Origin of the sequence: Roseateles sp. SL47 (assembly GCF_026625885.1) — a bacterium.
In the GTDB taxonomy this organism is placed as follows: domain Bacteria; phylum Pseudomonadota; class Gammaproteobacteria; order Burkholderiales; family Burkholderiaceae_C; genus Roseateles.
The window spans coordinates 1,478,789-1,495,552 of the sequence record NZ_CP113068.1; the positions used below are offsets into that span (position 1 = coordinate 1,478,789).

Here is a 16,764-nt window from a genome sequence, read left to right on the forward strand (position 1 = left end):
TTTGACTTGCCTGTGCAATAAGGGTCCACCCGGAGATAGCAAACCGGGTGCCTACCCGTAAAGTTTTGTTCACATTCGGTGTCTCACTTGGATTGAGAGTGAAGCCGGGGGTGTCCTACAAACTTTCGGGATATTGAACATGGCGAACAAGCCGCACATCCGCGCCATCAGCGCGGCAGCAGCGATTCTGGCGGTCTCGATGGCCGCCCACGCTCAGGAGCAAACCCAGCAACTGGAGCGCATCGAGATCACGGGTTCGAGCATCAAGCGCTTTGCCAACGAAGGCTCGCTGCCCGTCCAGATCGTGTCGCAAGAGGACATCAAGGCCTCCGGCGCCACCAACGTGGCTGACCTGGTGCAACGCCTGCCGGCGATGCAGGGCTTCACCATCGGTGACATCTCCATCGGCTCCAACTCCGGTGGCATCGTGACCGCCTCGCTGCACGGGATTGGCGAAAGCTACACCCTGGTGCTGGTGAACGGCCGCCGCATTGCCCCCACCGGCTCGGGTTCGCGCATCAACCTGAACTCGATCCCGATGAGCGCCATCGAGCGCGTGGAAGTGCTGACCGACGGCGCCTCCGCGCTGTACGGCTCGGACGCCATCGCCGGCGTGGTGAACTTCGTGCTGAAGCGCAACCAGCAAGGCGGCAACGTCACCGTCAACTACAGCAACCCGATCGGCAACGGCGCGACTTCCGCCAACGCCAGCATCACCTACGGCCTGGGCAACCTGGACCAGGACGGCTACAGCGTTGTGGCCACCTATCGCCGCGACGACCAGCAGCGCATGCGCTCGGGCGACCGCGCCTTCTCGCGCACGGCTTATGTGCCGTTCAGCTACAACGGCAAGAACTACGTTTACGACCGCACCAGCACCTCGGCCGACCCGGCCAACGCCTCGGTGACCTTCAAGCGCCTGGCCGGTGAAACGACGACCCTCGGGGCCTACTCGTTCAACCCCTACCTGCAGGCCAACGGCACGTGCGCCCCGAACAACGTCTACAGCCTGAGCAACACCATTGCGGCCGGCTCGACCAGCAAGACCGGTACCGCGAACTGCGCTTACGACTTTGTCAGCAGCATCGACGTGTACCCCGAGTCCACCCGTGACTCCTTCTTCGTGTCCGGTGAAGCCAAGATCAATGACAACTTCAAGGTCTTCTCCGATGTGATCTTCACGCGGACGGACCTGATCGCCCGGATTGCGGCCAACCCGGTGCCCATCGCGATCTCGACCACCTCACCGCTGTACACCAAGTATGTGGCGCCGTACCTGACGGCCGCTCAGCAGGCCCACGTGGACACCGTGACCGCCAACTACCGTGCCAACGACTTCGGCACGCGTGATTCGGAAACCATCACGGATGGCAAGCACATCGCGGTCGGCACCGAAGGCTCGATCGGTGATTGGGACGTGAATGCTTCGTTGACCTGGTCGCAGAACTCGCTGAACGAGAAGTACATCGGCGGCTACTTCAAGGCCACCGAGTTCAACAATCTGATCAACAGCGGCCAACTGGACCCGTTCGTGCCGTCTGGCAATCAGAGCGCTGCCACGCAGAAGCTGATTGACGACAGCATCTACAACGGCTCCATCCGCAAGGCCTCCACCACCCTCAAGGGTGTGAACGTGGGCGCTTCGGGCACCATCTTCAACCTGCCTGCAGGTGAAGTGAAGCTGGGTACCGGCGCGGACTTCCGCAACTACCACTACAAGCAGACGCCGTCGGCGGATGCGGTCAACGGCGTCATCTACGCCTTCTCCGCGAACCCTGCCTACGACCTGGAGCGTGACAACTACGGCGTGTTCGGCGAGCTGGTCATCCCGGTCATCAAGGACCTGGAAGTCAACGCCGCCCTGCGCTACGACACGATCAGCAAGATCAAGGACGCGCTGAACGCCCGCAACTTCGGCAGCGACGAATCGGCCACCACCTACAAGCTGTCGGCCCGCTATAAGGTCAACAACGCCGTGCTGGTTCGCGGCTCCTACGGCACGGGTTTCAAGGCGCCGGACATGCTGGACATCGCCCAGCCGCTGGTGACCAACGGTGTGACCGCCGCCTCCTACGACTGCCCGTTCCCGGGCGACGGCAGCGGCTCCGCCCCCTGCAAGGCCGGCAAGAGCCAGTACACCCAGTTGTCTGGTGGCAACGAGAAACTGAAGCCGGAGAAGTCCAAGCAGCAGACCTTGGGTATCCGCTTTGACCCGACCAAGAACTTCGGCGCCAGCGTCGACTACTGGAAGGTCAAGCTGACCGACGCCGTCAGCGCCGTGTCCGCCGACCAGGCCTTTGCCGATCCGGAAAAGTACGCCTCGCTGTTCACCACCTATCAGCTGCCGGCTGAGACGAACAAGTACTACGCCTTCATGGCGCTCTCGACCAACATCGGTCAGGCCGTCTACAAGGGCCTGGACTGGCAAATCGAAGGCCGCCTGCCGGTGGAAGGTCTGGGCAAGCTCACGACCACGATCAATGGCACCTACATGATCAAGTCGGAGTACACCATGCCGGGTACCGACGATGTGTTCACCAGCAGCCTGGGCAAGTATGGCGTGGACGCTACGGTGGTGTTCCGCAATGTGCTGAAGGCCAGCTTTGCCCTGGATACCGGCAAGGTCACCAACATGCTGCGTGCCAACTATCGTTCGGGCTACAAGGACATCACACAAACCGTGCGTGACCTCAGCACCGGCAAGAACACGACCGTCCAGCTGGACGTGCCTGAGTACATCACCTTCGACTACCAAGGTACGTACCGCTGGAGCAAGGCCCTGGAACTGCGCCTGGGCATCACCAACCTGACCAACGAAGCGCCCCCGCTGACCCTGCGCAACTCGTCCGGTCACCAGGTCGGTTACGACCCGCGTTACGCCAGCCCGCTGGGCCGTACCGTCTACGTGAACGGCAGCTACAACTTCTGATGAGCTGAGACGGTGGGCTGCCGCCGGGCCTCGCCCGGTTGGCATTCAACCCCCCTCAACGCGGCACCGGTGTCCCCGGTGCCGCGTTTTTTTTCGCCCTGTGTTCGCTGAGGCCTGACACAGCGCCCCCCGTTGCAGGGGTGAACCCTGATCGCGAATCGACCAGTTGTTACCGCCCTGCAACACAACGCTCATGAACGTGTCGCATTCGTCGCCAAAAGGCAACGCGCTGAAAAGACCCGTCCCGCTCGCTGGGGCTGTTTGGAGAGTGAGCCAGGGCGTCGTGCTCAGCGGCGCCCCAGACGGGTGCGCATCTCTGTAATTCGCCCATTTGAACGCGAGGTGAAGGCCAGTGAATTGTTGAGCGCACACAAACGCTGGCCAGCGCACATCAACATTTGTGGAGGTGAAGCCTTGTCAAGTGGTGTTGCTGCGAGTCCGTCCTTGCTGTCGAGGTTGACACACTCGTGCGGTCTACGGCCCAACTCTCTCAGGAAGCATATGAAAACTTCATCCAAGCTCGGGTTGACGCTGACCGCGTTGGCAGCGAGCCTTTACGGTTCGCAAGTGCTCGCCCAGACCCAGGGCGACACGCAAACCGCGGCACCGGGCACCACTCAGCTCCAGCGTGTCGAGGTCACCGGTTCCAACATCAAGCGCATCGATGCCGAAACCGTTTCGCCGGTCCAGGTGATCACGCGTGACCAGATCGAGCGCAGCGGGCAGGCCACGGTGGCCGAAGTGCTGCGCAACCTGCCGTCCAACTCCGGCAGCTTTGGTGAAAGCTTCAGCAACAGCTTCGCGCCCGGTGCCGCTGGCATTTCCCTGCGTGGCCTGGGCCAAAAGACCACCCTGGTGCTGCTGAACGGCCGCCGGGTGGCCGGCTATGGTTTTGCCCAGAACCTGCAGGACACCTTCGTGGACCTGAACTCCATCCCCAGCAGCGCCGTCGAGCGGGTGGACGTGCTGCTGGACGGCGCCTCGGCCATTTATGGTTCCGACGCCATTGCCGGGGTGGTCAACATCATCCTGCGCAAGGACTTCAAGGGCTTCGACCTGACCGCTTCCAGCGGCTACTTTGAAGGCAAGAACGACTATCGCCTGACCGGTGCCGGCGGCTTCGGGGATCTGGCCGCCGACGGCTACAACGTCTTCGTGGCGCTGGATTACTACAAGCGCGACCTGCTGCTGCAAAAGGACACTGAATATCTGAAGTCGCGCGACTTCCGCAAGTATGCGGGCGGCCGCAACTTCCAGGCGCTGACCACCGGCGGCACCTGGCGCCAGCTGACGGCCACCAACGGCCTGACCCAGAACTACCGCGCGATCACCGACTGCACCGGCACCGTCATGACGGGGCCGCAAGCCCGTCAGGCCGGTCTGATCAACGTCACCCTGGCCACCGCCGCCGCGCAGTCCGTCGCCACCAACTCGTTCTGCACACGCGATTACAACGACCAGTTCACCGCCATGCCGGGCACGGAGCGTTATGGCCTGATCTCGCGGGGCACCAAGCAGCTGTCGCCGGATGCCACCGCCTATTTCGAGGTGGGCCTGAGCCGGGTGGACACCTTCCAGACCTTCCAGGCGCCGTTCTTCTCCGGCACCACCGGTCTGACCCCTGGCGCCAACAATTCGCTGACGCCCTACACCTACAACATCAACTTCGCCCCGGGCGTGGCGGGCAACCCGTTCGCGACCAATGCCCGCTACACCGGCGTGATGAACGACCTGGGCACCCGGGACGCCGACATCCGTTCCGACTCCACTCGCCTGCTGGGCGGTGCCAGCTACACCGTGGGCAAGTGGGACTTCGACAGCGCTGTGGGCTTTTCGCGGACCAAGACGGATCAGACCAACTACAACCTGATGCCGCTGGAAGGAACCGCCGCCGCCTTCAACATCAGCACCGCACCGCAGCCACCGATTCCGCTGTCTACCTCCAGCCAATACAACCTGGACCGCTGGACGACCAACAGCCAGGCCGTGCGCGACTCCATGCGCCTGACCAACAAGCGTCGTTCCACCTCGGACATGACCTTCGTCGACACCAAGGCCAACACCACCTTCGGCCAGCTGCCGGGGGGCGAAATCGGCCTGGCCGTGGGTGCCGAATATCGTCGTGAGAAGTTGAAGGACCAGCCCACCGACCTGGCCTCGTCCGGTGGCATTCTGGGTCAGGGCATTACCTCGACCAACGGCAGCCGCAACAATATGTCGGTGTTCTCCGAACTGTCGTTGCCGGTCCTGAAGTCGGTGGAGGCTCAGGCCGCCCTGCGGTATGACCACTACAGCGACTACGGCAGCTCCACCACGCCGAAGCTGGGCTTGAAGTTCAAGCCGATGGATGGCGTGCTGTTGCGCGGCAACTGGGGCAAGGGCTTCCGCGCCCCGACCCTGCCGGAAATTTCGCCGTCGGTGGCCACCTTCTTCCAGGGCGTGACCGACCCGGAGGACGGACAGGCACGCACGGTGTCGGGCCTGTTTGCCGGCAACCCGAACCTGAAGGCCGAGAAATCGACCAGCCGGACCTTTGGTGTGGTGTTCGAGCCCAACAAGAATTTCAACTTGGGCATCGACATGTACTACATCAACTGGCGCAATGTGGTGTCGTCCAAGTCCTTCCAGGACATTCTGGATGAGTCCTGCCCGGATGGCGGCCCGGGCTGCCCGGCCTCTTCGACCATCATTCGTGACCCGGACACCAACGTCGTCACGACGATTCTGTCCAACTACGAGAACCTGGCTCAGCGCACCACCAACGGCTGGGACATCGACGGCACCTGGCGAATTCCGACCAGCATCGGCAAGTTCACGCTGCGTGGCAACGTGAACTACATCGATTCCTTCAAGGAAGACGGTGAAGAGTATGTGGGGACTAACGGTGGCAGCAACACCATCCCGCGTATCCGCGGCAATGCGTCGGTGGACTACGACTCGGGCCCCTGGGCGCTGACGGCCACGGTGAACTACACCCACCACATCCGCCAACTGGCCGCACCCGACACCTACTTCCAGTCGTGGGAGTCGAACTACCAGAACGGTGTGCTGCCGCAGCGTGTGCGGTCGCAAACCACCCTGGATCTGTTCGGTCGCTACAACGTGAGCAAGCAGTTGCAGGCCAGCCTGGGTGTGTTGAACGTATTCGATCGTATGCCTCCGTACGATCCTGGCTTCAGCACCACCTCGCTGTATGACTTCAGCCTCTATGACGTGCGTGGCCGCCAATGGCGCCTGACCTTGCGCTACACGATGCAGTGATGCACCGGCGCTGAAGGGGCGATACGCCGCCGCCACTGCGGGGGTGTGAAGGCTCCGCAGCAACAAAAAAGCCTGTGAGGTGACTCGCAGGCTTTTTTATTGGATCGAGCGGATGTGCAAACCGGACCTATGTCTGACCCTACGCGGGGGTGAGTCATTTGTTTCCGCCACCAGTGCAGTTATTTCAGCGGTGTATATGAGGTGGCAATCATCGCGGTCCAGTCTGTTGAATATCAAATGTTCAGAGCGCTCACCGACGGTCTCCGCGCTCCTGGATGGATCGGTGAAATCACGGGTGTCAGACCGCATCTGGTTTGCGTTGTAATGTAAAAACGATGCGATAAATCATTGAATATCAACAGATTTCTGGCGTGTAGATATTTATTTATTAATTTGTTCAATCTGGACAAATAAAAACCTGCGAAGAAACTCAAGTAATGAGTTGGTAAAGGTTGAAACTGTCGCGACTTCACGACCAAATGAGTCAGAGAAAACCCTGGTTTGTGACGCTATAAAGTCAATTTGAATACCTTTCGGGCGACCGGCGCACAGGTGCCGCCCGAATATCCGAAAACTCTGCAAACTCCTCCTACGCCCCGCCTGCCCGCGGGGCCTTTTTATTTCGGTGGTCCGCCCGAACCCGCACGGCAACGGAGGACCCCACCCCTGTAGGAGTGTGTACATGCACAAACTGACTTCGGTGAGCCTGGCAGTGGCCACCATCTTGGCGGCAGCGTCTTACCCGGCGCTTGCCCAGGAAGCGGACCAAACCCTGGAACGCGTGGTTGTGACCGGCTCGGCCATCAAGCGCCTGGATGCGGAAACCTCGGTTCCCGTGACCACCTTCAAAATGAACGAGCTGCGTCAGCAGGGCCTCACCACGGTGGAGCAGATCCTCAGCACGCTCACTGCCAGCCAGTCCAGCATGGGCACCAGCCAGTCGGTGGGCTCGTCCACGGGCGGCGCTTCGTTTGCGGATATGCGCGGCATCGGTGCCAACAAGACGCTGGTGCTGCTGAACGGGCGTCGGATTGCCAACAACGCCTTCGACGGTTCCGCGCCGGACCTGAACATGATCCCGATCGCGGCCATTGAGCGGATCGAAGTGCTGCGTGACGGCGCCTCGTCGCTGTACGGCACCGACGCCATCGGCGGCGTGATCAACTTCATCACGAAGAAGGACTACACCGGCGGCACCATCAACGTCGGTTTCGACTCACCGCAGAAGTCGGGCGGCAAGTCCGGCAACGTGAACCTCGGTTATGGCTACGGCGACCTGGACAGGGACGGCTTCAACGTCTTCGGTTTCGTGGACTACCAGAAACAGGACAGCATCAGCGGCAGCCAGCGCGACTACAACACGCGCTATGCCGGTGGTCTGTCCACCAACACCGACCCGGCCAACTACTATCAGGGCTCGGGCGACAAGGTGTACAACCCGGCCGCCCCGGACTGCACCAATGGCACCAACCTGATCAAGGCGGGCACCTATTGCCGCATGACCACGTCGTCCTACGTGGACTACGTGCCCAAGAGCGAGCGTGCCTCAGGCATGCTCAAGGGCACGGTGAAGCTGAACAACGACCATCAGTTGGGCCTGGAATATTTCGTCACCCGCAGCGTGGTGCAGACCCAGATTGCCCCGGTGCCGTATGCCGGTCTGAGCATGACGTCGGACAGCCAGTACTGGCCGGACAACGCCGAGCTGGACAAGAGCCAGCCGATCACCGTGAAGTGGCGTGACACCGTCAGCGGCCCGCGCCAGGACAAGAACATCAACCAGCAGCAACGCTTCCTGGCCACCCTGGACGGTGCCATTGCGGGCTGGGACTACTCCACCGGCCTGAGCTACAACCAGAACCGGGTGACCGAAAAGCTCACCCACGGTTATGCCGACGGTGACAAGATTGCCTCCGGCGTGGCCGACGGCATCATCAACCCGTTCGGCGACCAGAGCGCCGAATCGATTGCCTACATCCAGAGCGCCGGCGTGGCCGGCACCCTGATGTATGGCAAGGGTGAGACCTACAACTTCGACGCACGCGCCAGCCGTGAACTGGGCGACTGGCTGGGCGCTGGCCGTCCGGCCGCCCTGGCCGTCGGCACCGAATTGCGCCATGAGAAGTTCTCTCAGAAGGCCAACACCGCCTTCGCCACCCTGGTGCAGGACTCCACCGGCGTGGACCCCAACACCAACAGCGTGGGCAGCCGCAGCGTGTATGCGGTGTACTCGGAGCTGAACCTGCCGATCACCAAGCAGCTCGACATCACCGGCGCCATTCGCTACGACAAATACAGCGACTTCGGCAGCACCACCAACCCCAAGCTGAGCTTCCGCTTCCAGCCGATCAAGGAAATCCTGTTCCGTGGGTCGGTCTCGACCGGTTTCCGTGCGCCTTCGCTGTATGAGCTGTACGCGACCAACACCTACACCAACTCCAGCACCGTGAGCGACCCGCTGCTGTGCCCGGGCGGTACGGGCGGCACCATCAACTGCAAGACGCAGTTCATCGTGCGCAACGGTGGCAACACCGAGCTGCAGCCCGAGAAGAGCAAGAGCCTGACGTTCGGGATGCAGTTCTCGCCCACGACGGACCTGGCCTTCGGCATCGACCTCTGGTGGATCGGCATCAAGAACCAGATCGGCACGGTGGGTGACGCCTCGCTGTTTGACAGCGACAACTACGCACTGTTCAGCCAGTACTACCACCGCAATTCGTCGGGCCAGCTCTCCCAGAGCGGCAATGACTGCCCCGGCAGCGATTGCGGTTATGTGGACGTGCGTCAGCAGAACCTGGGGGGCACCAACACCGCCGGCTTCGACCTGAACGGCAACTACCGCTTGCGTACGGCGGTGGGCAACTTCACCTTCGGCCTGAACAGCACCTACGTCAGCAAGTACAACTACCAGGAATACAAGGACGGTCCCTGGGTGCATGGGGTGGGTGTGTATGCCGGCAGCGGCCCGATCTTCCGCTGGCAGCACACGCTGACGGCGGTGTGGGCCTACAACACGACCTACTCGCTGGGTCTGACCGGCCACTACAAGTCGTCGTACAAGGATGACCCGTCCACCGAAGAAGGCGCCGCCAACACCGTGGCCTCCTACACAACCTTCGATCTCTTCGGCAACTACAAGGCCTCCAAGCAGTTGTCGCTGACGGCGGGTGTGCGCAATCTGTTCGACCGGGATCCGCCCCTGTCCTACCAGCAGGCGGTCTTCCAGGCCGGCTACGACCCGCGTTACACCGATCCGACCGGCCGCACCTTCTACGTGCGCGGCTCGTACGACTTCTGATCGTTAACGTTACCGTTTCATCGGTTCTCACCCCCCAGGGGCCTCTTCGGAGGCCCCTTTTTTACGCCTGAACGGAAGAGCAAGCGGCGTCGACGGCCATGACGTCAACGTCGGCATCAATGCAGCTTCTGCATCCGGGACCGACTCGCCACTAGGAAAACTCGGGGTGTACGGCGTATTGCTATCGAAAATTCAAACCGTTTGGGCGTAAGGCGCATGAATAGCCGACTTGCATGAGGCGGTAAAGCCAAGGTAAAGCGTCAGAGATGTTGCGCTGTTGCGACCGCATGCACACATTTGGATCAGTGTTTACCCGGAATTTCATGTCCGTTTGACGTCAGAACGCACCCAATCGCGCGACATCCGCACTCAAACCCGAAACCTTTCTGAAAAGCCTGCAAACTTCAGACACACCCCGGCTGCCCCCGGGGTTCGCTTTTTGGTACGTGGTACTGGCAGATGCACAGGAACCATGCGGGGTTGTAATTTTTGGAGTTGTAGATGCACAAGCTGAGTGCGGTGAGCCTGGCAGTAGCCACCATTGTTGCGGCTGCGTCCTTCCCGGCGCTGGCCCAGGAAACCGAACAGACCACGCTTGAACGCGTGGTCGTGACAGGTTCCGCCATCAAGCGCCTGGACGCTGAGAGCTCGGTCCCGGTGACCACTTTCAAGATGAACGAGATCCGTGAGGCCGGCCTCACGACCGTTGAACAGATCCTGAGCACCCTGACGGCCAGCCAGTCCTCGCTGGGCACCAGTCAGTCCGTGGGCTCGTCCACCGGTGGCGCCTCCTTTGCCGACATGCGCGGCGTGGGTGCCAACAAGACCCTGGTGCTGCTGAACGGCCGTCGCATCGCCAACAACGCCTTCGACGGCTCGGCACCGGATCTGAACATGATCCCGCTGGCTGCCATCGAACGCATCGAAGTGCTGCGTGACGGCGCTTCGTCGCTGTACGGCACCGACGCCATCGGCGGCGTGATCAACTTCATCACGAAGAAGGACTACGCTGGCGGCACCCTGAACATCGGCTACGACTCTCCCCAGCATTCGGGTGGCAAGTCGGCCAACTTCAACGTCGGCTACGGCTACGGCGACCTGGACAAGCAAGGCTTCAACGTCTTCGGCTTCGTGGACTTCCAGAAGCAGGACAACATCGCCGGCAGCCAGCGTCCGTTCAACACGCGCTACGCGGGCGGCATCTCCACCAACACCGACCCCGCCAACTACTACCAGGGCGACGGCGATGTGGTGTACAACCCCGCCGCTCCTGACTGCACCAACGGCACCAACCTGGTCAAGGCCGGCACCTTCTGCCGCATGACCACGTCGTCGTACGTGGATTACGTGCCCAAGAGCGAGCGCGCCTCCGGCATGCTCAAGGGCACGCTGAAGCTGAACAGCGACCACCAGCTGGGCGCTGAATACTTCATCACCCGCAGCGTCGTGCAGACGACCATTGCGCCGGTGCCGTACGGCTCCCTGAGCATGCAGCCGGGCAACGTGTTCTACCCGACCAATCCTGACCTCGACCCGACGCAGCCGCTGGTCGTGAAGTGGCGTGACACCGTCAGCGGCCCGCGTCAGGACAAGAACATCAACCAGCAGCAGCGCTACCTGCTGACGCTGGACGGCACCGTGTCCGGCTGGGATTACTCCACCGGCGTGAGCTACAACCAGAACCGCGTCACCGAGAAGCTGACCCATGGTTATGCCGACGGTTCCAAGATCGCTGCTGGCGTGGACGATGGCATCATCAACCCGTTTGGCGACCAGTCCGATGCTGCCATCCAGTACGTCCGCGATGCGGCCGCCCTGGGCACGCTGATGTACGGCAAGGGTGAGACCTACAACTTCGATGCGCACGCCAGCCGTGAGCTGGGCGACTGGCTGAATGCCGGCCGCGCGGCCGCCATCGCCATCGGCACCGAGTACCGTCAGGAGAAGTTCTCCCAGAAGGCCAACACGGACTACGCCACCCTGGTGTTTGACTCGACCGGCGTGGACCCCAACACCAGCTCGGTCGGCAAGCGCAAGGTCTATGCCGTGTATTCCGAGCTGAATGTGCCCCTGCACAAGATGCTGGATGTCACCGCCGCCGTCCGCTACGACAAGTACAACGACTTCGGCAACACGACCAACCCCAAGGTCAGCTTCCGCTTCCAGCCGAACAAGGAAATCCTGATCCGCGGCTCGCTGTCGACCGGTTTCCGCGCGCCGTCGCTGTATGAGCTGCACGCCGCCAACACCTTCACCAACACCAGTACGGTGAGTGACCCTGTGTTGTGCCCGGCCGGCGCCACCAACATCAACTGCGAGACCCAGTTCACCGCCATGAACGGTGGCAATGCCGAACTCAAGCCTGAAAAGAGCAAGAGCGGCACCCTGGGCTTCCAGTTCGCACCGACCTCGGACCTGTCCTTCGGTGTGGATCTGTGGTGGATCCGTATCAAGAACCTGATCGGCGTGATCGGCGATGCCTCCCTGTACGCGCCGGAAAACTACGCCCAATTCAGCCAGTACTTCCACCGCAATGCGGCGGGTCAGCTGTCGCAGGCCACCAACCAGTGCCCGGGCGTGAGCTGCGGCTATGTCGACACCCGTCAGCAAAACCTGGGTGGCAACAACACCAATGGTTTCGACCTGAACGGCAACTATCGCCTCCGGACTGCCTACGGCAATGTCACCTTCGGTGTGAACAGCACCTACGTGACCAAGTACGAGTACCAGGAGTTCCAGGACGGCCCCTGGGTGCAGAACGTTGGCAAGTACAGCGGTGCAGGCCCGGTCTTCCGTTGGCAGCACAACGTCAACGCCATCTGGAGCTATGCCAACAAGTACACCGTGGGCCTGACCGGTCACTACAAGTCGTCCTACAAGGATGACCCGAGCATCGCCGCTGGCAAGACCAACACCGTCGCTTCGTACACGACTTGGGACCTGTTCGGTAGCTACAAGCCGATCAAGACCGTGTCGCTCACCGCAGGCGTGCGCAACCTGTTCGACCGCGATCCTCCGCTGTCGTACCAACAGGCCGTGTTCCAGGCGGGCTACGACCCGCGCTTCTCCGACCCGACCGGTCGCACGTTCTATCTGCGCGGTTCGTACGACTTCTGATCCCTCAGACGTTGAACGACCACAAGGGGCCCCTTCGGGGGCCCTTTTTTTTCGGCCCGCTCGGCGAGAATCACCCCCATGATCGACGCCCGTTCCGAACTCCCCACCCGCACCCAGGTGCTCATCATCGGCGCCGGCCCGGCAGGCGCCGCTGCCGCCCGCTGGCTGGCCCGCGCCGGCCTGGACGTGGTGATGGCCGACCAGCATCCGCTGGGTCGCGACAAGATCTGTGGCGACGGCCTGATTCCCGATGCCCACCAGGCCCTGGACCGACTGGGCCTGCTGGACCGCGTCATGGCCAAGGCCCAGCGCTCCAGCCATGTGCGCTGTGTCGGCCCGCGTGGCGGCAGCATCGACGTTCCGGGCCATCTGGCCGTGCTGCCCCGCAAGCAGCTGGATGAAATCCTCAACCTGGCCGCGCAGGAGTCGGGGGCCCGTTTCCTGTCACCCGCGCGCTTCGAAGCGCCGCTGGAAGATGCCCAGGGCCGGGTGCGCGGCGCCCGGCTGCTCATCAACGGCGCCCCGCATGACATCGAAGCGGACTGGGTGCTGCTGGCCACCGGGGCAGTGCCCAAGGCCCTGACGGCCGCCGGCATGTGCGAGCGCCACACTCCCAGTGGCGTGGCCCTGCGCGGGTATGTGCATGCGCCGTCGCTGGTCAACGAGATCAAGGCACTGGAGGTGGTCTGGTGCAAGCCGGTGCAGCCCGGGTATGGGTGGATCTTCCCGGCGCCGGACGGCCACTTCAACATCGGCGTCGGCGTCACCGACAGCCACCGCGACATGGCCGGCAAGGGCCAGAAGAAGGACGTCAACCTGCGGGCCATCTTTGATGCCTTCATTGCCTACCACCCCATCGCCAAGCGGCTGATGGCCGAGGGCCAGCTGGTGGGTGATCTCAAGGGCGCGCCGCTGCGTTGCACGCTCAGGGGGGCCCGCTGGACCCGTCCGGGCCTGCTGGTGGTGGGCGAGGCGGCCGGTTCCACCTACTCCTTCACTGGCGAAGGCATCGGCAAGGCCATGGAAACCGGCCTGCTGGCGGCCGAGGCCATCCTGGCCCATCGCTTGGAAGATGCCGCCGTCCGCGCCACGTATGAAGAGGGCCTGCGGGCCCTGCAGCCCAAATACGACCTCTATGAGCGCGGCAACCGGGTCAATGCCTTCCCCTGGCTGGCCGACCTGCTCATCTGGCGTGCCCAGAAGAGCCCGCGCCTGCGGCACCGCATGAGCGGTGTGCTGAACGAAACCAGCAATCCAGGCAATCTGGTGAGCCTGAAGGGCCTCACCCGGCTGTTCTTTGAATAAGCAATGTGTCTCGTCCCGGCCCGGGCCGGGCGTCTGATTCCGGAGTTCCGCGATGTGCCAGCTGATGGGCATGAATGCCCGCCGACCCACCGATGTGATGTTCAGCTTTGCCGGCCTGGCCACGCGGGCCGACGAGCACAAGGACGGCTTCGGCATTGCCTTCTTCGAGGGCTGCGGCCTGCGTCATTTTGTGGACCATCACAGCGCCCGCGTCTCGCCGCTGGCGGAGCTGGTGAAGCACTATCCCATCCAGAGCGATGTGGTCATTGCCCACATCCGCAAAGCCACGCAGGGCGTGGTGTCGCTGGAGAACACCCACCCGTTCATGCGCGAGCTGTGGGGTCGTTATTGGGTGTTTGCCCACAACGGCGATCTCAAGTCCTTTCAGCCCCGGCTGCATGCCGCCTTCCGGCCGGTCGGGCAGACCGACAGCGAACGCGCCTTCTGCTGGCTGATGCAGGAGCTGGCCAAGGCCCATGCGGACATGCCGGCCATCGACGAGCTCAACCACACGCTGCGTGAGCTGCTGCCCCAGCTCAACCGGCACGGCACCTTCAACATGCTGCTGTCCAATGGTCAGGCCCTGTGGGCCCATGGCTCCACCCGGCTGCATTACCTGCTGCGTCGCCCGCCCTTCGGGTCGGTGACGCTGCAGGATGAGGATCTGAGCATCGATCTGGCGGCCAAGACCACCGACAACGACCGCATTGCCATCGTCGCCACGGAACCCTTGACCCGTGATGAGCCCTGGTGTGCGATTGCCCCGGGGGAGCTGAAGGTCTTCCAGGGCGGCGAAGCCATCTGCTGAACATCGGTATCCGCCGCTCGTCCCGTCCAGCCGCCATTCGCCGCTGGCCGGGTGCACGCGGGACCGGCCTGCATAGACTGCGGGCCATGCACAACAGCCTGCCCACCATGCCTGACGTTCCGCGCATTGATTGGTCACAGTGGATCTTCCCCGGTCCCCGGCGGGTGTTTTCCGCTGCCGAGCTGGCCCGGGCCGCAGGCGGTGGATGGTCCGCCTGCATTGATCTTTATGTCTACAGCAACGTCCTGGTGCTGGTGCTGCTGTTCTACAAGTTCCTGCCACCAGCGCTGATCACCGTGGTGGGCATCGCTGGTGTGGTGGCGGCCTTCTTCGGGCTGTGGGTGGCCCGCTGGTTATGGCGCAATCCCAGCCGCACCCGCTTTAACGTCGCCTCGCTCGGGGCGGGTGTGGTGACCGCGCTGGTGCCGCTGGCGGTCGTCCGGGCCGGGCATCGGGATCTCATGCATGACACGATGCCGCTGCTGGCCGGCGGCCTGGCGTTGATGCTGTCGTCCTGGTGGTTTCTGACGCTGTATCGCTCCCAGCAACTGGAGAGCCGCCTGCGCGAAATCGAAGAGCAGCGGGAACGCGTGGCCCTGGCCCAGCGGCTGGCGGCGGCTCAGATCCAACCGCATTTCCTGTTCAACACCCTGGCGTCGCTGCAGCATTGGGTCGACACGCAGGATGCGCGGGGCGGCCCGCTGCTGCGTTCGCTCACCCGCTACCTGCGGGCCACGCTGCCCATGTTTGAACACGAGCGGCTGCCGGTGGCGCAAGAGCTGCAGATCGTGCGCAGCTATCTGGACATCATGCAGGCGCGGCTCGGCACACGGCTCACCTGGTCGGTCGAGGACGACGGCGTGCCGGAATCGGTCCTGAGCCAGACCCTTCTGCCGCCCGGCACTTTGCTGACGCTGGCGGAAAACGCCATCACCCACGGCATCGAACCGAGCCTGCGGGGCGGCCATGTGGCCGTGCGGATTCATCTGGCGCAGGAGGGGCACTGGCTGCGGCTGGAGGTGCAGGACAACGGCCCGGGCCCCTCGGAGGGCGCCTGTGATGGCGTCGGCCTGAGCAACACCCGGGAGCGGCTGGCCGTGCAGTCCGAGGGGGCCGCGCAAATGGGCTTGGAAGCGGCCCGGCCGGGGTGCCTGGCCTGGATCGAATGGCCGCTGGGGAGCTCCTCCTTGTCCACCGCGCCCTCGACCGACCCGGAGGCGTCCCAGCCATGAGCATCACCACCTTGATTGCGGATGACGAGGAGGGCCCACGCGAACAGTTGCGTGCCGCGCTCTCGCGTCTGGCCCCGGAGCTGAAGGTCGTCGCGCAAAGCCCCAATGGTGTGGATGCCTGGGATGACTGCCTGGTGCTGGAGCCGCAGCTGTGTTTCCTGGACATCCGCATGCCGGGCCTGTCCGGTCTGGAAGTGGCGCAGCGCCTGGCTCAACTGGCCGAGCCGCCGCAGGTGGTGTTTGTCACCGCTTACGGGGACCACGCCTTGTCCGCCTTCGATGCGGGCGCCGTGGACTACCTGCTCAAGCCGGTGGAGGACCATCGCCTGGAGCAATGCCTGCAGCGCTTGCAGGCTCGGTGGATGGCCGCGCGGGACCCGGCCACCAGCCTGCCCGGCGTTGCTGCCGGCCTGGCCCCAGGCACGCTGGAGCTGCTGCGCCAGTTGCTGCCCGTGCAGCGTCCGGTGATGCGGCCCATCCAGGCCAGCCAGGGCCGCGAGGTGCACTTGATCGCACCGGAGGATGTGCTGTTCTTTCAGAGTGACAGCCGCTACACCCGGGTCGTGCACCGCGAGGGAGAGGCCTGGATCCGCACGGCGCTCAAGGAGCTGCTGGCGGATCTGGACCCGCATCTGTTCTGGCAAGTGCACCGGTCGGTGGTGGTCAACAGCCGCTTCATTGCCAGCGCCACCCGCCTGGACGAAAACACCATGCAGCTCAGTCTCAAGGGCAGTGCGGAGAAGCTGCCGGTATCGCGCCAGTTCCAGGGGCTGTTCAAGGGGCAATAGCGCAGTGGGGCGCGAATCAGCCAACC

The 16,764-nt window shown here is 63.1% G+C and carries 8 protein-coding genes; all 8 read left to right on the forward strand.

Annotated features, from left to right (window positions below; translation table 11 throughout):
* Positions 1-139 precede the first annotated feature (139 nt).
* The 8 genes from OU995_RS06505 to OU995_RS06540 all read left to right on the forward strand — a co-directional run bounded on the left by OU995_RS06505 (position 140) and on the right by OU995_RS06540 (position 16,738).
* Positions 140-2,929, forward strand: a complete 2,790-nt coding sequence (locus OU995_RS06505; RefSeq protein WP_267834726.1) for a TonB-dependent receptor — start codon at positions 140-142, stop codon at positions 2,927-2,929.
* 501 nt (positions 2,930-3,430) lie between these two features.
* The gene (locus OU995_RS06510) at positions 3,431-6,190 is read left to right on the forward strand and encodes a TonB-dependent receptor (RefSeq protein ID WP_267834727.1); all 2,760 of its coding nucleotides are present in this window, start codon (positions 3,431-3,433) and stop codon (positions 6,188-6,190) included.
* A 682-nt stretch (positions 6,191-6,872) separates the two neighbouring features.
* Positions 6,873-9,488, forward strand: a complete 2,616-nt coding sequence (locus OU995_RS06515; RefSeq protein ID WP_267834728.1) for a TonB-dependent receptor — start codon at positions 6,873-6,875, stop codon at positions 9,486-9,488.
* 501 nt (positions 9,489-9,989) lie between these two features.
* Positions 9,990-12,605 carry a TonB-dependent receptor gene (locus tag OU995_RS06520; RefSeq protein WP_267834729.1) on the forward strand — a complete coding sequence of 872 codons (2,616 nt, stop codon included), beginning with the start codon at positions 9,990-9,992 and terminating at the stop codon, positions 12,603-12,605.
* A 78-nt stretch (positions 12,606-12,683) separates the two neighbouring features.
* Entirely contained in the window at positions 12,684-13,910 is a 1,227-nt protein-coding gene (locus OU995_RS06525; protein WP_267834730.1) for an NAD(P)/FAD-dependent oxidoreductase, read from the forward strand.
* Positions 13,911-13,962: 52 nt separating this feature from the next.
* On the forward strand, positions 13,963-14,718 hold the full coding sequence (locus OU995_RS06530; protein ID WP_267834731.1) for a class II glutamine amidotransferase: 756 nt from the start codon (positions 13,963-13,965) through the stop codon (positions 14,716-14,718).
* 86 nt (positions 14,719-14,804) lie between these two features.
* Positions 14,805-15,950, forward strand: a complete 1,146-nt coding sequence (locus tag OU995_RS06535) for a sensor histidine kinase (RefSeq protein ID WP_267834732.1) — start codon at positions 14,805-14,807, stop codon at positions 15,948-15,950.
* Positions 15,947-16,738, forward strand: coding sequence for a LytR/AlgR family response regulator transcription factor (locus OU995_RS06540; RefSeq protein WP_267834733.1), 792 nt, complete (start codon positions 15,947-15,949; stop codon positions 16,736-16,738). The genes OU995_RS06535 and OU995_RS06540 overlap by 4 nt, the downstream gene beginning before the upstream one ends.
* Positions 16,739-16,764 lie beyond the last annotated feature (26 nt).